Source organism: Xanthobacter sp. ZOL 2024 (assembly GCF_052932325.1).
In genome coordinates, this window is sequence record NZ_CM128808.1 from 1,035,800 (window position 1) to 1,055,340 (window position 19,541).

Here is a 19,541-nt window from a genome sequence, read left to right on the forward strand (position 1 = left end):
GCTTGTTATGGGGGAGACGCCTCATCACTCGCGGGTCCGGCTCGCGTACCAGGGGGCGGCCCGGTGGGCGACCCAGCGCATGAGGGCGGTGGCGGAGACCGAGACCACCATCAAAATGACGATCAGCGCGAACAGCGGCGCCGTGGACAAATCGAGCCCGGCATCGTTCAGCAGGCCGCCATAGCCGGCGGAGATGAACATCTCGGCGGTGACCATGGCGCGCAGCGCATGCACGAAGCCGACCCGGGCAGCGATCATCACATAAGGATGCAGCGCCGGCAGGATCACATAGCGGAAGCGCTGGACATCGGAGGCACCGAACGAGCGCGCCACATTGACAAGGCGCGGGGAGACGGCGCGGGCCGCCTCGGTGATGGAGATCACCACGTACCAGACCGTCACCACGAACACGATGGCGGTGCTGAACACCAGCCCGCGCCCCATGAGGATGATGAACAGGGGCACGATGGCCGCTGCCGAGATGACGATGCACATGGCGGCCCAGGGCTTCACGATGGCATTGATCACCGCGTTGCGCCCCATGGCGATGCCGAGCGGCACCCCCACCACCAGCGCCAGCGCATAGCCGATCATCATCATCCACATCATGCGCCACAGGGCGGCCCAGAAGGCGGGATCGACAAGGATGGTGCCAAGGGCGCCAGCGGCCTGCACAGGGGTCGCCAGGAGGGCATCGCCCAGATGCTGACCGGCGAGCTGCCACAGCCCCAGCAGCAGCACGATGCCGAGGATGTTCACGGGGAGCGAGCGGCCGATCATGCGTGAGCCCTCGGACGCCAGATGCACACGCGCCGTTCCACCAGCAGCAACGCTTCCTGAAGGGCGAGGCCCAGGAGGCTCAGCACCACCAGAAGCCCCAGCACCGCGGCACTGTCGAGCCGCACCGCCGCCTGCTTCATGATGGCGCCGAGATTGACCGCGGCAAGGAACAGCTCGGCGGTGATCATGGCATTCACCGCCCGCACCACGCCGATACGCAATGCGGTGAAGAGGAAGGGCAGGCTCTCGGGCAGCAGCACCAGCCGGGTGCGCTGCCAGGGACTGGCACCGAACGACCGGCCGACATTCAGCAGCTTCTTGTCGGCATTGCGGGCACCGGTGCTGACGACGATGATCATGTCGAACACGCACATCATCACCACCAGGGCGACCCGGGCCTCGAAGTAGAGGCCGAACCAGATCATGATGAATGGCACCCAGGCGACGCTCGGCACCGCATAGACGAGGTTCACGATGGGATCGAGCAGGTCGTTGATGAAGCGCACCCGGCCCATGGCCATGCCCACCGGAATGGCGATGGCGCAGGCGATGGCATAGCCCACCACCATCTGCTGCATGGAGCCTGCCAGGGCCAGCGGCAGCTCGCCACTCGCGATCATGCTCCACAGCCGGGCGGCCACCGCCACCGGAGAAGCCAGGACGAAGCTGGAATAGCCCTGCGCCACCACCTGCCAGATCACGAGCCCGGCGGCGATGGAGGCGGCATAAAGGAAGCCGAAGGACCGCTGGCCCGTTCTCGGGCCGGGCGGCCGGGCCGCGCGTCCGGGCGCGGCGGCAGGGGCATCGGTTTCGATCGTCATTCCCATCGGCCCTGGAGGGTTCGGGGCTTACGCCCTCGCATCTGTTACGATAAAGTTAGACACATAGTTGACTAGCTGTCTAGTCAGGTTGAAGGGGTGCCTTTTGTCGTCAACCGACTTCACGCCGATCTACGCGCGCATCCAGCAGTTCATCCGCGACGAGATCACGTCGGGGCGGCTGGCGGAAGGCGATCGCGCGCCCTCGGAACCGGAACTGGCCAAGCGCTTCTCCACCACCCGCGCCACCGTCGCGCGGGCCCTGCAGCAGCTGGTGTTCGAGGGGGTGATCGTGCGCCGCTCCGGCAGCGGCACCTTCGTGGCGCCGGCCCGCCTCAGCGCCCCCATCGACCTCACGCGGGTGCGCTCGTTCGAGGAGCAGGTGAGCGCCAAGGGCGCGAGGGTGGGCTATGAGACCCTGCATTTCACACCGCGTGCCGCCAGCCCCGGCGAGATCGAGGCGCTGCATCTGGAGCCCGGCGGCGCCGTGTTCGAGCTCGATCGCCTGCGCCTCGTCGGCGGCAAGCCCATGAGCATTGAGCACCGCATCATCCCCGACGAGCTGGGCAGCCGCATCACCCCCGCGCTGCTGGCGGAAAAGTCGCTCCACCAGATCCTCGACGAGGCGTTCGGCCTCAGGGTGCAGCGGGTGGAAGGGCGCATCCGCGCCGGCACCGCCCGCGGCCAGACCGCCGATCGGCTCGGGGTGAAGCGCGGGGCGCCGGTGCTGATCCGCGATTATGTGCTGTTCAGCGCCGACCGGCGGCCGCTGGTGTGCGGCGAATCCATGTATCGCGACGAATTCCACATCGACTATGTGGTGCAGCAGACCCGCGGGGATTGAACCGGCCGGCGTGCCTTTCATCCCGCATCCTCCAACCCGTAGATGTCCCGCGCCGCCGCCGGGCTGACATAGCCTGAGGCCACATCCCGGGCCACCGCCGCCCGCTCCCGCTGACGCGGATCACCATAGCCGCCGCCCCCGGCCGACAGGCACACCACGCGGGCGCCCGGCTCCACCTTCAGCCCGCTCGCATGCACGCCGATGGCATGGGAGGTGCCGGCGCTCTCCAGGGCATAGGCGTGGCCCGGCCCGTCGGCACCGCCGGCCGTGCCCGCCGGCCGCACCAGCACCCCTTCGCCCGAGGCGTTCAGCACCGCCGGTTCCGGGCCCTCGTAGCGCAGCACCAGCCGCCCGCCGAGGCCGCCGCGCCAGCGCCCGGCGCCGCCGCTGTCGGTGGTGAGCGCGTATTCCTCCACCACCAGCGGATAGGCGGCCTCGGTGCGCTCCACGCTGGGCGAGGCGGTGCCGCCGGGATTGTGCAGCCCGCCGATATTGACCCAGCCGTCATGTCCCGCGCTGGCGCCGGTGCCGCCCTTGTTGAAGAAATAGTGCCAGATGAAGGGTGCCCCGGCCCGGTCCGCCCCCGCGAGGGCGAAGCGGAAGCGGCGGGCGAAGCCGCCGATGGCGCGGGCCGGGTCCGCCCCTTCCAGCGCCTGCAGCACCGCTTCGATGAGGGCACAGGCGGTCGAGGAGGTGCAGGCCCCCACCGGCGCCGGCACCACCGGATCCAGCAGGCTGCCCGGCCGGGTGCGGATCTCGATGGCGCGGGCGCTGCCGTCATTGAGCCCGTCCTCGTCGCCACTGAAATAGAGGAACGCCACCATCACCGCCGCGCGGGTGTTGGCAAAGGGACTATTGATGAAGGCCTTCACCTGGTCCGGACAGGCGGACAGGTCCACCACCGCCCGGCCATCGGCGATGTCGATGGTGACGGGAATGGGCAAAAGGCCCCCGGTCGCGCCGGCAAATTCCATATGGCCGATGGCACTGTGACGGCCTTCCTGGCAGCCCATGAGCAGCGCCCGCATCACCGCCTCGCCGCCATCCAGCACCGCCTTGACGCAGGCGGCGATCTCGGCACTGCCGTAGCGGACATAGAGATCGCCGAGCCGGCCGGCGCCAAGGCGCACGGCGGTGAGCTGGGCCAGGATATCGCCGCGCAGATCGCCCGGCTTGCGGGAATTCTCCGCCACCAAACGCAGCACGTCATCCTTGAGCTGGCCGGCGTGCACCAGCCGCACCGGCGGAATGCGCAGGCCCTCCTGCCAGATCTCGGTGGCGGCGGCCGCATAGCCGCCCGCCGACATGCCGCCGATGTCGCCCTGATGGGCGCGCAGCGCTACCCACAGGCGCACTTTGCCGTCGGCAAAAAATGGCATGGCCAAGGTCACGTCCGGCAGGTGGCTGCCGCCCCAATAGGGGTCGTTGGCCATCAGCACGTCACCTTCCGCCAGATCGTCGGCGAAGGCTTCCGCCATCAATTGCACCGCGCGGGGCATGGCGCCCATGTGGATGGGCACCCGCTCGGCCTGGGAGACGGTGAGGAAATCCGCATCCAGCACCACCGCCGAGAAATCCTGATTCTGGTTCAGGATCGGCGAGAAGCAGGTGTGGGTCATGGTCTCCACCATCTCTTCCGTCACCGCCTTCAGCTTGTGACGGACGACGGCGAGGGTGAGCGGGCTCAACGGCTCGCGCGAGGGGACCGGTTCACTGGACATCTGAAACGCTCTCGATGACGAGGCTGCCGAACCGGTCCACCATACCGGTGCTGCCGCGCTCGACCAGAATGGTGGTGGAGGCGGATTCGACGATGGCCGGACCCGATACGCGCATGCCGGCGCGCAGATCATCGAACCAATAGATGGGCGCGCGCAGCGGGGTCTTGAGATAGATCTCGCGGATGCCGCGCAGCGCCGGGGTGGGATCGGCCGGCCCCTCCTCCTCCATGGGCAGGGTCAGCTTGGGCAAGGCGCCGAACACCGAGACCCGGCAGGTATCGATGATGCCGGGCTCGCCCTCATGGGCGTGGTGGTAGAGGCCGCGATAGGCCTGCGTGAAGGCCTGTTCCAGCGCCGCCGGATCGCAGTTGGCGCCGACCGTGACGGGAATGCCGTGGATCTGCCGGGCATAGCGGCATTCCATGGAGCGCTGCACGCGAATGTCGGCGCTGCCCACGCCACTCTCCGCCAAGAGCTTGCGGGCGCGGGCCTCGAGATCGGCGAACACCGCCTCGATCTCCGGGGCGCTCAGGGCGCCGATGGGCCGATCGAGGGTGCATTGCAGGTCCTGGCGGATGTCCGCCGCCAGGAAGCCCACCGCCGAGAGCACCGAGGCCATGCGCGGCACGATCACCTTCGGGATGGACAATTCGCGGGCCACCCCATTGGCGTGGAGGCCCCCGGCGCCACCGAACGACATCAGCGCGAAATCGCGCGGGTCGCGGCCACGCCGCACGGTGGCAAGGCGGATGCCTTCGGTGATGCCGGAGGTGGCGAGCACGTGCACGGCCCAGGCCCCCTCCTCCACCGAAAGCCCCAGGGGCTCCGCCACATCGGCGGCGATGGCGGCGCGAGCGGCGTCCACCGACAGCCGCATGCGCCCACCGAGGAAGGTCTCCGGCGAGATGAAGCCCAGCACCAGATTGGCATCGGTGAGGGTGGCGCGGGTGCCGCCCTTGCCGAAACAGGCGGGCCCCGGCGCGGCACCGGCGCTGCGCGGCCCCACCGCCAGGATGCCGCTCGCATCCATGCGCGCCAGGCTGCCACCGCCGATGCCGATGGGATTGACCTCGATGGCCGGTGCGGTGATGCGCAGGCCGGCGAGATCGGTCTTGTCCCGCTCCACCGGGCGGCCATTCTCGATCACGCAGATGTCGGTGGTGGTGCCGCCGGTGTCGTAGGTGACGAGGTTGCCGGCGCCGAGCGCCTGGGCGAACAGCGCCCCCGACATGGCCCCGCCCGCCGGCCCGCTGGTGACCGCCCCCACCGCCCGGCGTGCCGCCGCCGCGATGGGCAGTACCCCGCCCGCCGACTGCATGACGAAGATGGGCACGGTGATGCCCCGCGCCTGCAATTGATCGGACAGGTGCTGCAGATAATCCCGCAGCCCCGGCCCCACATAGGCATTCACCAGAGCGGTGGAGAGCCGGTCATATTCCCCCTCGCGGGAGAGCACCTCGTGGCTCAGGGACACGAACGGGCTCCAGCCGGCGCGGGCGATGGCCTCGCGCACTGCCAATTCATGTTCCGGCCGGCGATGGGCGTGGAGGAAGGCGACCACCACCCCTTCCACTCCCGCCGCCTTCAAGGCGGCGATGGCCGCATCGAGCTCGGTGGCATCGAGGGGGGTGGTGACAGTGCCGTCGGCCCCCACCCGCTCGCTTACCTCCAGTCGCAGCGGCCGCGCGACGATGGGCTCCGGCGGCGCGGTGCGCAGGGCGTAGCGGTTCTCGCGGGCGCCGTCGCGCAGCTCGATCAGGTCGCGGAAGCCGCGGGTGGTGACGAGGCCCAGCTTAGCGCCGGCCCGCTGCACCAGGATGTTGGTGGCGACCGTCGTGCCATGGATGAAGACGGTGACCTTGGCGAGCAGCGCATCGAGGCTCTCGCCACGGGCGGCCGCCATGCCCTCCAGGGCATCCACCACCCCGCGCGAGGGATCATCCGGCGTCGAGGGCGCCTTGTGGAACGAAACGCCCGCGCCATCGGCGAGCACCAGATCCGTGAAGGTTCCCCCCACGTCCACGCCGATCAGCACCGCCGCATCCTCACCCGTTGCATGGAAGCCTCCACTCTCGAAGGCTCCATCAGGGCAGGCCGCGAGGCGGCAAACAATGACATTGATCTGGCCTTTGCGATGCCAAAATGGCATCAGTCAGAGAGCCGAGATCGCGAGGTGGACATGAACCTGAACGCGCTGCGCAATTTCATCGCCGTGGTGGAGGCGGGCGCGATCCGCGAGGCGGCGGATACGCTGCATCTGGCCCAATCGGCGCTGAGCCGGCAGATCCTGGCCCTGGAGCGGGAGTTTGGCGCGCAATTGCTGGAGCGCCTGCCGCGCGGGGTAGTGCCCACCCCCGCCGGACGGGTGGTGCTGCGCCATGCCCGCCTCACCCTCGACCAGATGAACGGCGCCCGCGAAGAGATCGCGGCCTTCGCCGGCCTCAGGACCGGGCAGATCCGCATCGGCGCCATCGAACCCTTCGCCAGCGGGCCGCTGGCCGCCTGCATCGCCCGCTTCCAGGCCCGCTATCCCGGCATTGGCGTGGAGGCGCGGGTGGGCAATTCGCGCCAGGTGGCGCGCCTGGTGCAGGAAGGCATCGTGGAGCTCGGCATCGCCTACAATGCGCCGCGCACCGAGGGCCTCACCGTGCGCGCCGCCGCCCGCCAGCCGTTGATGGCGCTGGTGCGGCCAGGCCATGATCTCGCCCGGCAAGAGGCGGTGAGGCTCGCCGATCTCGCCGGCGCGCGCCTTATCCTGCCGCCGGCCGGCTCCCCCACCCGCCTGCTGATCGAGGAGGCGGCGCGGCGGGCGCGGCTCATTCTGGAACAGGTGGCGCTGGAGAGCGATTCCGTGGCGCTGCGCCTCGCCGTCGCCGCCCGCACCGAAGGGGTCGCCATTCTCGCCCATCTCTCCGGTGTCGCCGCCTGCGCCGCCGGAACGCTCACCATGCGCCCCATCGCCGATCCGCTGCTGGGCGCCGGCCAATTGGAGCTGCTGTGCGGCACGGGACGGACCCTGTCAAAGGCGACCGCCGCCTTCGAGCGCCGGCTGCGGACGGCGCTGAAGGCGGTGGATCAGCCCCCGCCCTGACCGGCGTGAAAGGGCAGGCTCAGTGGCTGATCATCCACGGCCGCGCGGTGGGAAAACTCTTGGCGCCGGTGGGCGAGACGCGGGTGCGGCTCTTCATCTTCGGCGCGCAGCAGGCGCAACCCGCCTTGTGCTGGGCGCGGGCGCTCTTCTCGGCATATTCACCCACGCTCAACGGCGCGTTGGCGCTGCGCTCGTTGGTGGCGAAGGCGGCGCGGCGGCCCGCATCCATGCCCGCCACATGGGGCGCGGTGAGGAAGGCGCGGGGGGAAAACGCCCGGCACTCCGGGCAGGGCTGCGCCGCGTCGCATTGGCTCATGGGGTGCATCTGGGTGAACGGCCCGCAGTCCTCGCACATGTAATCATAGACCGGCATGGGCATCCTCCGCGTCAATCGCAGGAACTCACAAGAAAAGGCCGCCGGAGCGCGGGGCGCCCCGGCAGAGAGGGGGTTCAGTCTTCCAGCGCGACCGGCATGTCGATGGAGCCATCGAGGAACTTCTGCGGCCCGGCCGCCGAAGGCTTGATGTCGAAATCGAAGATTTCCGTGGGCAACCACAAGGTGGCGCAGGAATTGGGAATATCCACCACCCCCGACAGATGCCCCTGCACCGGCGCGACGCCGAGCAGCGAATAGGCCTGGGCGCCCGAATAGCCGAACTTCTTCAGGTATTCGATGGCGTTCAGACAGGCCTGACGATAGGCCACATTGGCATCGAGATAATGCTGGGTGCCGCTCTCATCCACCGAGATCCCCTCGAAGATGAGGTAATCCTTGTAATTGGGGGTGATGGGTGAGGGCTTGAAGATGGGATTCTTGATGCCGTACTTGGTCATGCCCTCCTTGATGAGGTCCACCTTGATGTGGAGCCACGCGCCGAACATCTCGATGGCGCCGCAGAAGGTGATTTCGCCATCGCCCTGGGAGAAGTGCATGTCGCCCATGGACAGGCCGGCGCCCGGCACATAGACCGGGAAGTAAATGCGCGAGCCGCGCGACAGATCCTTGATGTCGCAATTGCCGCCATGCTCGCGGGGCGGCACCGTGCGCGCACCTTCCGCCGCCACCCGCGCCTTGTCGTCACCGGTGAGGCGGCCGAGATGGGCCGTCTTGGCGAAGGGCGGGTTGGCCAGCGGCGGATTGCGGGTGGGATTGGTGTCGATGAGCGCCTGCTCGCGGGTATTCCAGGTGTCGAGCAGCGCCTTCGACGGCAGGGTGCCGATGAGGCCGGGATGGATGAGGCCGGCAAAGCCCACGCCGGGCACATGCCGCGAGCGGGTGAACAGGCCCTCGTAATGCCACACGGACTTCTGCGCGAGCGGGAACTGATCGGTGAGGAAGCCGCCGCCGTTCTTCTTGGAGAAGAAGCCGTTGAAGCCCCATTCGTGGCCTTCCAGCGTGCCGGCATCCAGAATATCCACCACCAGGAGGTCGCCGGGCTCGGCGCCCTTCACGCCGATGGGGCCGGAGAGATAGTGCACGGTGGTGAGATCCACGTCGCGGATGTCGTCGGCGCTGTCGTCGTTCTTGATGGCGCCGCCGGTCCAGTCCACCGTCTCCACCCGGAAATCGGCGCCGGGCTCGACCCACACGGCGATCGGGATATCCGGATGCCAGCGGTTGTGGAGGTTCTCATTCTCCGTGGCCGGCCGCGACAGGTCGACCGAGATCAGGGTCTCAGGCATGGCTCTTCCTCAGGTTGAACGGGCAGAAGCGTTAGACGGACAGGAAACGGGCGACCTTGGCCTCGTCGATATCGGCGCGCAGGTCCTGATGGACGATCTCGCCATTCTCGATCACCAGCACCCGGTCGGCGATGTCGAGGGCGAAGGAGAGCACCTGTTCCGACACCACAATGGACAGACCGCGCTCGGCGCGGATGCGCTTCAAGGTGCGGGCCATCTCGCGGATGATGGACGGCTGGATGCCCTCGGTGGGCTCGTCCAAGAGCAGCACCTTGGGGCGGGTGGCGAGCGCCCGGGCGATGGCCAATTGCTGCTGCTGGCCACCGGAGAGGTTGCCGCCGCGCCGATGCTTCATGTCGAGCAGCACCGGGAACAATTCATAGATGTCCGGCGGCACCTTGCTGTCATGATGGGCGACGAGGCCGGTCTCGATATTCTCCTGCACCGTCATGGAGGAGAAGATCATGCGCCCCTGCGGCACATAGGCGATGCCCCGCGCCACCCGCTGATAGCTCTTCAGATCGGTGATCGGATCGGCCCCTAAAGTGACGACGCCGGATTTGGTGGGCACCACCCCCATCAGCGACTTCATGAGCGTGGTCTTGCCCATGCCGTTGCGGCCCATGATGGCGACGATCTCCCCCGGCGCCACATCGAAGGTGAGGCCGTGCAGCACTTCGCTCTGGCCATAGGAGACGACGAGGTTGTCGACGTTGAGCATATCCGCCTCCCTCAATGGCCGAGATAGACTTCGATGACCTTGGGGTCGGCCTGCACCTTGGCCATGGGCCCCTCGGCGAGGATCCTGCCCTGGTGCAGCACCGTGACCTTGTGGGCGATGTCCTCCACGAACTTCATGTCGTGCTCGATCACGATCACCGAGCGATCCTTGATGATGGTGTTGAGCAGTTCCGCCGTCTTCTTGCGCTCGGCGACGCTCATGCCGGCCACCGGCTCATCCAGCATCAAGAGCTCCGGGTCCTGGATCAGCAGCATGCCGATTTCCAGCCACTGCTTCTGGCCGTGGCTCAAATATTCGGCGCGCTGGTGGAGCTGGTCGGCGAGGAAGATGGTCTTGGCCACCTCCTCCACGCGTTCGATCACGTCCGCATCGCGCTTGAAGGCGAGGGCGCCGAACACGCCGCGGCCGCGCGGAAACGAGATCTCCAGGTTTTCGAAGACGGTGAGGTCCTCATAGATGGAGGGGTTCTGGAACTTGCGCCCCACCCCGGCGCGGACGATCTCATATTCCTTCAGGCGGGTGAGCTCGGTGTTCTTGAACTTCACCGAGCCCGCGGTGGCCTTGGTGCGGCCGCAGATGAGATCGAGCACCGTGGTCTTGCCGGCGCCGTTGGGGCCGATGATCACCCGGATCTCGTTCTCATCCACATAGAAGGAGAGGTCGTCCACCGCCTTGAAACCGTCGAAGGAGACCGTGAGACCTTCCACCGCCAGCAGGAAATCCGGGCCCATCTGGTCGGTGATGACGGTGGGGACAGCTTGCGCGTTCATCGGGTCATCTCCTCATTCGGCCGGAGCGGGCGCGGGGCGGGAACCGGAGCGGCCCTTGCCGCCGAACAGCGCGTCGATGCGCGGCTCCACATGGCTGCGATAGAGGCCGGCCAAGCCGTTGGGGAACAGCAGCACCACCGCGATGAACAGGGCGCCGAGGCCGAACAGCCACAGTTCCGGGAAGCTTTCCGAAAACGAGGTCTTGGCCCAGTTCACCAAAAGGGTGCCGTAGACCGCCCCGAGCAGAGAGAGGCGCCCGCCCACCGCCGTATAGATGACCATCTCGATGGAGGGCACGATGCCGACGAAGGAGGGGGACATGAAGCCCACCTGCAAAGTGAACATGGCCCCGCCGACGCCGGCCAGCGCCGCCGCCAGGCAGAACACGAACACCTTGAAGCTCGCCACGTCGTAGCCGGAGAACCGCACCCGGTCCTCCTTGTCCCGCATGGCCACCAGGATGCGCCCGAGCTTGGAGCCGCGCACCCATTGGCACAGCACGATGGCCCCGAGCAGCAGCGCCACGTTGACGAAGTAGAGAATGGTCTTGGCGCCGTCCGTGCGGATGTCCCAGCCCGCCAGGGTCCGCAGGTCGGTGATGCCGTTGATGCCGCCGGTGTAGCCCTGCTGGCCGACGATGAGGATGGTCATGATGGCGGCGAGCGCCTGGGTGATGATGGCGAAATAGACGCCGCCCACCCGCCGCTTGAACATGGCGTAGGACACCAGGAAGGCGAACACGCTCGGCACCAGCACCACCGCCAGGATCGACAAGGGCAGGGACTTGAACGGCACCCAGAAGAAGGGCAGTTGGGTGATCTGGTTCCAATCCATGAAATCCGGAATGCCGGGGGTGGACTGGATCTTGGTGGCCTCGGGGGTGGAGGACTGAAGCTTCAGATACATGGCCATGGCATAGCCGCCGAGGCCGAAGAACACCCCCTGGCCCAGGGAGAGAATACCGGCATTGCCCCAGCACAGCACCAAGCCCACCGCCACGAAGGCATAGGTGAGATATTTGCCCACCATGTTGAGCCGGAACGGCTCCAGCACCAGGGGCAGCACCACCGCCAGCAGCAGGGCGAGGATGAGAAGGCCGAGGAGGTTCTTGAAACGGAGGGAGAGCGCTTGCGTCATGTCGGCCTCCTCAGCGCCGGACATTGAGGACGAACAGGCCTTCCGGCCGCACCATGAGGATGCAGACCACCACCAGCAGGGTGAGCACCTTGGCCATGGAGCCGGACATGAAGAATTCCATGGTCGACTGCGCCTGGGAGATGGTGAAGGCCGAGGCGATGGTGCCGGCGAGGGAGGCCGCGCCGCCGAACACCACCACCAGGAAGGTGTCGACGATATAGAGCTGGCCCGCCGTGGGACCCGTGGAGCCGATCATGGTGAAGGCGCTGCCGGCGATGCCGGCGATGCCGCAGCCGAGGCCGAAGGTGAAGCGGTCCACCCGCTCGGTGTCGATGCCCACCGCCCCGGCCATGGGCCGGTTCAGCACCACGGCGCGCACCTGCAGCCCCCAGCGGGAGCGGAACATGAGCAAATAGACGGCGATGGCGATGAGGGTGGTGAGGCCCATGACGAACAGGCCGTTGATCTGCACCTCGATGGTATCGGTGATGGGCAGCGAACCCATCATCCAGTCGGGCAGCTCCACGCCCACCTCGCGGGCCCCGAAGATGGAGCGGAATGCCTGCTGCATGATGAGGGAGAGGCCCCAGGTGGCGAGCAGGGTGTCCAGCGGCCGCTTGTAGAGGAAGCGGATCATGCTCCACTCCACCAGCATGCCCAGCGCGCCGGAGGCGCAGAAGGCCACCGCCATGGCCACGAAGAAATAGATGCCGTAGAGCCCCGGGGCGAAAGCCTGGAACGCCTGCGAGGTCAAATAGGTCATGTAGGCGCCGAGGATCATGAACTCCCCGTGCGCCATGTTGATCACGCCCATCTGTCCGAAGATGATGGCGAGGCCCAGCGACATGAGCACGAACACGGAGAACAGGATCAGGCCGGCGAAGGCCTGCATGGCGAAGATGGAGCCCAGCTCCCCCAGCGTGTATCCCATGAACATCAAAGCACCCCCAGCGGCGCGGGCCGCATGATCCCCAAGGCGAAGCCGGTTCCGGATGGAACCCGCCCGCGGGCCGCGCGGACGGGTGGCGCGCCGCCCCTCAGCGGGGGACGGCGCAACGGGTGAGCCCTGGGCTCACTGGTAGCCCTTGGGGAAGGGATCGGGCTCCACCAGTTCCGCGGTCTCGTAGAGCACGTCGAACTGGCCGTCGGGACGGGCCTTGCCGACGCGGGTCTTGCTCCACAGATGGTGGTTCTCGTGGATGCGCACATAGCCTTCCGGCGCCTTGTCGAAGGCGACGCCCGGAGAAGCGGCGGCGACCTTGTCGATGTCGAAGGAGCCCGCCTTCTCCACCGTGAGCTTCCACAGCCAGGGCCCGAGATACGCCGCCTGGGTCACGTCGCCGATCACCATGTTGGGGCCGTAGGCGGTCTTGAACGCCTCCACGAACGCCTTGTTGTTGGGATTGTCGAGGGATTGGAAATACTTCATGCAGGCGAGCGCCCCGGCGATATTCTCGCCGCCGATGCCCAGAATTTCGTCCTCGGTCACCGAGATGGTGAGCAGGGTCTGCTTGGACAGGTCGATGCCCGCCGCCTTCAGCTGCTTGTAGAAAGCGACGTTGGAGCCGCCGACGATGATGGCATAGATGACATCCGGCTTCTTGAGCTTGATCTTGTTGATGGCCGAATTGAACTGCGTATGCCCCAGCGGGAAATATTCCTCGCCCACCACCTGGAGTTTGAGGAAATTCTCGATGTGCTTGCGGGCGATCTTGTTGGAGGTGCGCGGCCAGATATAGTCGGAGCCGAGCAGATAGAAGCTCTGGGCGCCACGGTTCTGCACCACCCAGTTGAGGCCGGCGATGATCTGCTGGGTCGCCTCCTGGCCGGTGTAGATGACGTTCTTGGACTGCTCCAGCCCTTCATAGAAGGTCGGGTAATAGAGCATGCCGTTATACTGCTCGAACACCGGCAGAACCGCCTTGCGCGAGGCGGAGGTCCAGCAGCCGAACACCGAGGCGCACTTGTCCTGCACCAGCAGCTTCTTGGCCTTCTCGGCGAAGGTCGGCCAGTCGGAGGCGCCATCCTCCTGCACATATTTGATCTTGCGTCCGAGCACGCCGCCCGCAGCGTTGATCTGGTCGATGGCGAGCTTTTCCGCCTGCACCGAGCCGGTCTCGGAAATGGCCATGGTGCCGGTGACCGAGTGCAGAATACCCACCGTCACCTCGGTATCGGTCACGGCGAGGCCCGTGGTATTGATGGCCGAGGTCGTCGGCGCCTGAGCAAAGGCCGAGGACGGGAAGAAGGCGGACGCCCCGAAAGCCGAAGCAACCGGCATGGCCGCCAGCCCCTTCAGGATCTGGCGCCGCCCCAGATTCATCTGCGAAAGACCTTGCCCAATCCGTTTATCATCAGAAGACATACTTCCCCCTCCACCGCTATGACGGGATGGCTGCGAATTGTCTGGAAGATTTATGGTGGAGATGATGGTTCGCGGGTTCGGACCAAACCGGCAATACGTCAATTGACGTATATGGCCCGCCGGCCGAGCGTCTATCTTCCTGTGCAAGGCGCCGTGGCGCGCGCACCGACGGGAGGTGACAAACCCCGGGCGAAGCACGACACTGCTGCGCTGCGGCACACCGCCCCGGCCTCAGCTTGAGGCAGGGGAACGGAGGCGCAGCGCGGGGCGAGGGTCGGGCACCCGGCCGGGACGACACGGCGAGGTGCGCCGACACAGGGTAATGCGCCGACACAAGGCGGCAGCCCCCAAAAGCAGACGGGAGCGATGCAGAAGGAGGTCCTTTCGGACGCGACGGCGATGGGACCTGAAGCCATGGGGGCGGAGCAGCGGATCATCCGCGTCAGACGCCAATACAATCAGTGGGTGCGCAACGAAACCCTGGAAGACTTCGCGCTGCGCTTCACCGCGAAGAGCGCGCGACGTTGGTCGGCGTTCCGGGTGGCCAACACGGCGCTGGGCGCCATCTCCTTCCTGGCGCTGGAGGCCATCGGCGGGGCGGTGACGCTCAGCTATGGCTTCACCAATGCGGTGGCGGCGATCCTGGTGGTCAGCGCCATCATCTTCGCCACCGGCCTGCCCATCAGCTATTACGCCGCCCGGTTCGGGGTGGACATCGACCTGCTCACCCGCGGCGCCGGCTTCGGCTATATCGGCTCCACCGTCACCTCGCTGATCTATGCCTCCTTCACCTTCATCTTCTTCGCCATCGAGGCGGTGATCCTGGCGCTGGCGCTGGAGATGGGCTTCGGCATTCCGCTCGCCATCGGCTATGTACTGGGGGCGGTGGCGGTCATCCCGCTTGTGACCCACGGCATCACCTTCATCAGCCGCTTCCAGACCTGGACCCAGCCGCTCTGGCTGGTGCTGCACCTGGTGCCGCTCGCCCTGCTGCTGGTGAATCGGGACGACCAGCTCGCCGCATGGACCACGTTCACCGGCCAGTGGGGCCCGGCCGATGGCAGCTTCAATCTCATGGCGTTCGGCGCCGCCTCCACGGTGGTGTTCGCCCTGGTGGCGCAGATCGGCGAGCAGGTGGACTTCCTGCGCTTCCTGCCCCAGCGCAGCGGCGGCGGGGATGTGCGCTGGTGGCTCAGCCTGCTGGCGGCGGGGCCGGGCTGGATCATCCCCGGGGCGTTGAAGATGCTGGTGGGCTCGCTGCTGGCCTATCTGGTGTTCCAGACCGGCGTGCCGGTGGCGGAGGCGGCGGAACCCACCCGCATGTATCTGCTGGCGTTCGAGCAGGTGGTCCCCTCACACCAAGCGGCGCTGGTGCTCACCGGGCTGTTCGTGATCATCTCGCAGCTGAAGATCAACGTCACCAATTCGTATGCCGGCTCCATCGCCTGGTCGAATTTCTTCTCCCGCCTCACCCATTCCCACCCGGGGCGGGTGGTGTGGCTGGTGTTCAACGTCACCATCGCCTTGCTGCTCATGGAGCTCGGCATCTACAAGGCGCTGGATCAGATCCTCGGCATCTTCGCCATCATCGCGGTGGCCTGGGTGGCGGCGCTGGTGGGAGACCTCGTGGTCAACAAGCCGCTCGGCCTCTCCCCGCCCACCATCGAGTTCAAGCGCGCCCACCTTTACGACATCAACCCGGTGGGGCTGGGCGCGGTGCTGATCGGCACCAGCCTCGCCCTCACCGCCTATGCCGGCCTCCTGGGGGCGACCGCGCAGGCCCTGAGCGTGTTCATCGCCCTGGTCGCAGCCTTCCTCTCGGCGCCGGTCATCGCCTTCGCCACCGGCGGACGATACTACATGGCGCGCCAGCCCAAGACCGACTGGGTGACGCCCAAACGCCACCACGGCCTGGTGCGCTGCTGCATCTGCGAGCATCGCTTCGAGCCGGAGGACATGGCCCAATGCCCGGTCTATGCGGGCCCCATCTGCTCCCTGTGCTGCTCGCTGGATGCCCGCTGCAACGACCGCTGCAAGACCGAGGCGCGGGCGTCCGACCAGCTCATGGGCGTGCTCGCGGCCACCCTGCCGCAGAGCGTGGTGGGGCGACTCAATACCCGGGTGGGGTATTATCTGGCGATCCTCGCGGTGCTCGCCACGGTCATCGGCGGCATCCTGGCGCTCATCTATTCCCATGCCCGGCTCGAATCCCCCATCCATGGGGATGCCATCCGCACCACCTTGTGGACCCTCTATTTCGTCCTGATGATCATCGTCGGCGTGGTGGCCTGGCTGTTCGTGCTGGCCCAGGAGAGCCGGCGCGTCGCCCAGGAGGAGAGCCAGCGCCAGACCGCCTTGCTGATGCGCGAGATCGAGGCCCACAAGCGCACCGACGCCAAGCTGCAGAAGGCGAAGGAGGCGGCGGAGGCGGCCAATCTCGCCAAGAGCCGTTATGTGGTGGGCATCAGCCATGAGCTGCGCACGCCGCTCAACGCCATTCTGGGCTATGCCCAGCTCCTGGAGCGCGACAGCGCCATTCCCGCCCACCGGCGCGACGCCATCCGGGTGGTGCGGCGCTCGTCCGAACATCTGTCCGGCCTCATCGATGGCCTTTTGGACATCTCCAAGATCGAGGCCGGGCGCCTGCACCTCTATCGCGATCAGGTGCGCATCCACGAGCTCTTGGACCAGATCGTCGACATGTTCCGCCTGCAGGCGGAAGCCCGCGGCATCGCCTTCCGCCACACCCGGGCGCCGCGCCTGCCGCAGGTGGTGCACACCGACGAGAAGCGGCTGCGGCAGATCCTCATCAACCTGTTGTCCAACGCCATCAAATTCACCGCCCGCGGGCAGGTGACCTTCGCGGTCAGCTATCGCAACCAGGTGGCGGAATTCGAGATCACCGACACGGGCATCGGCATTCCGGTGGAAGAGCGCGAGCGCATCTTCGAGCCGTTCGAGCGGGGCAGCCGCGCCGGCACCTTCAACACCATCGGCATCGGCCTCGGCCTCACCATCACCAAGCTGCTCACCGAAATCATGGGCGGCGACATCGCCTTGAAGAGCGAGGTGGACAAGGGCACCACCTTCAAGGTGCGCCTGCTGCTCTCGGAAGCCCGGCCGCAGCCCGACGCGACCCCGCCGGAGCGCCGCATCATCGGCTATGAGGGCGCCCCCCGCACGGTGCTGGTGGCCGATGACGACGAGGCCCACCGCGACCTCATGTGCGAGCTCCTGCGGCCGCTGGGCTTCATCGTCTTCACCGCCGATGACGGGCCGAGCTCGGTGGCGCTGGCGGGCGAGGTGAAGCCGGACCTGGTGCTGCTCGACATCTCCATGCCCCACCTCACCGGCTGGGATGTGTCCGAGGCGCTGCGCACGAAGGTGGCGCCCAACGCCCATATCATCATGATCTCGGCCAATGCCGGCGACATCACCCGCGCCGACGGCGCCCGCTTCCATGACGACCAGTGCGTGAAGCCGGTGGATGTGCGCGCGCTGCTGGAGAAGATCCGCACCCTTCTGGGCCTCGAATGGACCTTCGAGGCGGAGGGTGCAGCCCCCATGCCGGCCGTGCCCGAGGTGGTGACGCCGCCGGCGGCGGCCCATCTCGAGGAGCTCTTGAACCTCGGCCGCATCGGCTATGTGCGCGGCATCCGCGCCAAGCTCGATGCGCTGGCCCAGGAGACCCCCGCCAACGGGCCGTTCGTGACGCAGATGAGCGACCTCGTCCGCAATTTCGACCTCAACCGCTACATGGCCGTTCTGGAGGCCTTCCGCCGCGATGATCCATAGCGCGACCCGCCGCGACATCGTCCTGGTGGTGGACGATTCGCCCGAGACCCTGAGCCTGCTCACCGACGCTTTGGAGGACGCCGGCGTCACCGTGCTGGTGGCCACAGAAGGCGCCAACGCCCTCACCTTGGTGGAGCAGATCACCCCCGACGTGATCCTCATGGACGCCATCATGCCCGGCCTCGACGGTTTCGAGACCTGCCGGCGGCTGAAGGCCAACACGGCGCTCGCCCATGTGCCGGTCATCTTCATGACCGGCCTGTCGGAGACCGAGAACATCGTCCGCGGGCTCGATGCCGGCGGCGTGGATTATGTGGCGAAACCCGTGGTGCCGGACGAGATCATCGCCCGCATGCGGGTGCACCTCGCCAATGCCCGCCAGACCCAGAGCGCCCAGGTAGCGCTCGATGCCGCCGGCCGCTTCCTCATGTCCGCCACCCTCGACGGGCGGGTGCTGTGGAGCACGCCCCAGGCCAACCGGCTCATGGCCGCGGCGCTCCCCCAGCCGGCCGGCGAGGGCGCCCTGCTGCCCGAGCCGGTGCGCGCCTGGCTGGCCCAGGCCCGCGCCAGCGCCGCCGGCGGGGCGGGCGAGACCTTCACCCTCGTCGACGCGAACGGCACCGCACGGCTCAAATTCTCCTATGTGGGCCAGGTGGGCCCGCTGGAGCTCCTGCTGCGGGTGGCGGAGGCAACCCGTGTCCTTGATGAGGTGGCGCTGCGCGGCGCCTTCGGCCTCACCCAGCGCGAAGCCGAGGTGCTGGCCTGGATCGCCCGCGGCAAGCCCAACCGCGACATCGCCGAGATCCTCGGCCTGTCGCCGCGCACGGTGAACAAGCATCTGGAGCAGATCTACGCCAAGATCGGCGTGGAGAACCGCGCGGCGGCGGCCGCCGCCGCGGTGCGGGCGCTGACGCCACCCTGAGCGGCCGCTCAGCGCCGGTAGCGCGTAGGGGTCGGGCGGCCGGACAGGGCCCGCACCAGGCTCGTCTTCACGCTCGCCACATGCTCGCGCATGAGCATTTCCGCACGGTGGCCCTCCGACATCAGGATGGCGTCATAGATGCGATGATGGTCGTCGTGCCGGCGCCGCACATCCATCAGCTCGAACGACACCACATTGCGGTGGGAGGACTGGGGCACCCGCTGGCACAGCCGCACCATGTCGCCCAGCATGCGGCAGCGCGAGGCGGTATGAATGGTATCGTGGAAGGCGAAATTGACGGCGCCGTAGGCGATCCGGTCATCCTCGCTCAGTTCGTCCTTGGCCAGGAGCGCGTCGCCATCGGCCAGCGCCTGCTCGATGATGGCGCGCTCATCCGCATTGAGCCCGCGCTCGGCGGCGAGCCGCGCCGCCAGGGATTCCAGCATGGCGCGGATCTCATAGGCGTCGACGATCTCTGAGGTGAGGAACCGCCGCACCGAGAACCCCCGGTTCGGCGTGTATTCCAGCAGCCCCTCGGCGGCGAGCGCCTGCAGCGCCGAACGCACCGGCGTGCGCGACACCCCCAGCCATTCCGTCAGCCGCACCTCGTGCAGCCGCGCGCCGGGCTCAAACTCCCCCGCCAGGATGGCCGCGCGGATGCGATCCGTCACCGACAGGGAACGGGTGGGCGCGGTGGGCTGCTCATCGGGATCGAGAAGGATATCGGGCATGGAACTCGGCTGGCGCTGACAACGGGCTGACAGCGCAAAATACCAGCCCGCACACCACCGATGCAAGAATACATTTCTCGGCGGACTGCGGCGCGATGGCCTCGCGTGACACCGCATATTTTCGCGAAAAATGCAGCATTAT

Annotated in this window: 16 protein-coding genes; 4 read left to right on the forward strand and 12 right to left on the reverse strand. The window is 67.3% G+C overall.

Features of this window, described 5'->3' with window-relative positions; all coding sequences use genetic code 11:
• Nucleotides 1-24: 24 nt before the first annotated feature.
• Nucleotides 25-780 carry an ABC transporter permease gene (locus ACU4E7_RS05035; RefSeq protein ID WP_447020858.1) on the reverse strand — a complete coding sequence of 252 codons (756 nt, stop codon included), beginning with the start codon at nucleotides 778-780 and terminating at the stop codon, nucleotides 25-27.
• Nucleotides 777-1,601, reverse strand: a complete 825-nt coding sequence (locus ACU4E7_RS05040; RefSeq protein WP_447020859.1) for an ABC transporter permease — start codon at nucleotides 1,599-1,601, stop codon at nucleotides 777-779. Before ACU4E7_RS05040 ends, ACU4E7_RS05035 begins: the two co-directional genes overlap by 4 nt.
• Before the next feature lie 103 nt (nucleotides 1,602-1,704).
• On the opposite strand from ACU4E7_RS05040, the gene ACU4E7_RS05045 reads away from it, so the two are divergent.
• The gene (locus tag ACU4E7_RS05045) at nucleotides 1,705-2,442 is read left to right on the forward strand and encodes a GntR family transcriptional regulator (protein ID WP_238123186.1); all 738 of its coding nucleotides are present in this window, start codon (nucleotides 1,705-1,707) and stop codon (nucleotides 2,440-2,442) included.
• A 17-nt stretch (nucleotides 2,443-2,459) separates the two neighbouring features.
• Here ACU4E7_RS05045 and ACU4E7_RS05050 read toward each other — a convergent pair whose 3' ends face one another.
• Nucleotides 2,460-4,163: a hydantoinase B/oxoprolinase family protein gene (locus ACU4E7_RS05050; RefSeq protein WP_447020860.1), complete on the reverse strand. Its 1,704-nt coding sequence runs from the start codon at nucleotides 4,161-4,163 to the stop codon at nucleotides 2,460-2,462.
• Nucleotides 4,153-6,198 (reverse strand): hydantoinase/oxoprolinase family protein, encoded by a 2,046-nt coding sequence (locus ACU4E7_RS05055; RefSeq protein ID WP_447020861.1) that lies wholly within the window; start codon nucleotides 6,196-6,198, stop codon nucleotides 4,153-4,155. Before ACU4E7_RS05055 ends, ACU4E7_RS05050 begins: the two co-directional genes overlap by 11 nt.
• Before the next feature lie 144 nt (nucleotides 6,199-6,342).
• Between ACU4E7_RS05055 and ACU4E7_RS05060 the strand changes: the two genes are divergently transcribed.
• Nucleotides 6,343-7,254, forward strand: coding sequence for a LysR family transcriptional regulator (locus tag ACU4E7_RS05060; protein WP_447020862.1), 912 nt, complete (start codon nucleotides 6,343-6,345; stop codon nucleotides 7,252-7,254).
• Between the two features lie 19 nt (nucleotides 7,255-7,273).
• On the opposite strand, the gene ACU4E7_RS05065 is transcribed toward ACU4E7_RS05060, so the two are convergent.
• The 7 genes from ACU4E7_RS05065 to urtA form a co-directional block, all read right to left on the reverse strand.
• On the reverse strand, nucleotides 7,274-7,627 hold the full coding sequence (locus ACU4E7_RS05065; RefSeq protein ID WP_238123182.1) for an FmdB family zinc ribbon protein: 354 nt from the start codon (nucleotides 7,625-7,627) through the stop codon (nucleotides 7,274-7,276).
• Between the two features lie 77 nt (nucleotides 7,628-7,704).
• On the reverse strand, nucleotides 7,705-8,937 hold the full coding sequence (gene fmdA, locus ACU4E7_RS05070) for a formamidase (protein WP_447020863.1): 1,233 nt from the start codon (nucleotides 8,935-8,937) through the stop codon (nucleotides 7,705-7,707).
• Between the two features lie 31 nt (nucleotides 8,938-8,968).
• Nucleotides 8,969-9,658, reverse strand: a complete 690-nt coding sequence (urtE, locus tag ACU4E7_RS05075) for an urea ABC transporter ATP-binding subunit UrtE (protein WP_447020864.1) — start codon at nucleotides 9,656-9,658, stop codon at nucleotides 8,969-8,971.
• Between the two features lie 11 nt (nucleotides 9,659-9,669).
• Complete coding sequence (gene urtD, locus ACU4E7_RS05080; protein ID WP_447020865.1) at nucleotides 9,670-10,449, reverse strand: urea ABC transporter ATP-binding protein UrtD; 780 nt, start codon at nucleotides 10,447-10,449, stop codon at nucleotides 9,670-9,672.
• A gap of 12 nt (nucleotides 10,450-10,461) precedes the next feature.
• A complete protein-coding gene (gene urtC / locus ACU4E7_RS05085) occupies nucleotides 10,462-11,586 on the reverse strand; it encodes an urea ABC transporter permease subunit UrtC (RefSeq protein WP_447020866.1) in 1,125 nt (374 codons plus the stop codon).
• Between the two features lie 10 nt (nucleotides 11,587-11,596).
• Complete coding sequence (gene urtB / locus ACU4E7_RS05090; protein ID WP_447020867.1) at nucleotides 11,597-12,523, reverse strand: urea ABC transporter permease subunit UrtB; 927 nt, start codon at nucleotides 12,521-12,523, stop codon at nucleotides 11,597-11,599.
• 135 nt (nucleotides 12,524-12,658) lie between these two features.
• A complete protein-coding gene (gene urtA / locus ACU4E7_RS05095) occupies nucleotides 12,659-13,867 on the reverse strand; it encodes an urea ABC transporter substrate-binding protein (protein WP_447021584.1) in 1,209 nt (402 codons plus the stop codon).
• Between the two features lie 498 nt (nucleotides 13,868-14,365).
• Between urtA and ACU4E7_RS05100 the strand changes: the two genes are divergently transcribed.
• Both ACU4E7_RS05100 and ACU4E7_RS05105 read left to right on the forward strand, forming a co-directional pair.
• Complete coding sequence (locus ACU4E7_RS05100) at nucleotides 14,366-17,746, forward strand: hybrid sensor histidine kinase/response regulator (protein ID WP_447021585.1); 3,381 nt, start codon at nucleotides 14,366-14,368, stop codon at nucleotides 17,744-17,746.
• Entirely contained in the window at nucleotides 17,736-18,668 is a 933-nt protein-coding gene (locus tag ACU4E7_RS05105) for a response regulator (RefSeq protein ID WP_447020868.1), read from the forward strand. Before ACU4E7_RS05100 ends, ACU4E7_RS05105 begins: the two co-directional genes overlap by 11 nt.
• 8 nt (nucleotides 18,669-18,676) lie before the next feature.
• On the opposite strand, the gene ACU4E7_RS05110 is transcribed toward ACU4E7_RS05105, so the two are convergent.
• Nucleotides 18,677-19,399: a GntR family transcriptional regulator gene (locus ACU4E7_RS05110; protein WP_447020869.1), complete on the reverse strand. Its 723-nt coding sequence runs from the start codon at nucleotides 19,397-19,399 to the stop codon at nucleotides 18,677-18,679.
• Between the last annotated feature and the right edge of the window lie 142 nt (nucleotides 19,400-19,541).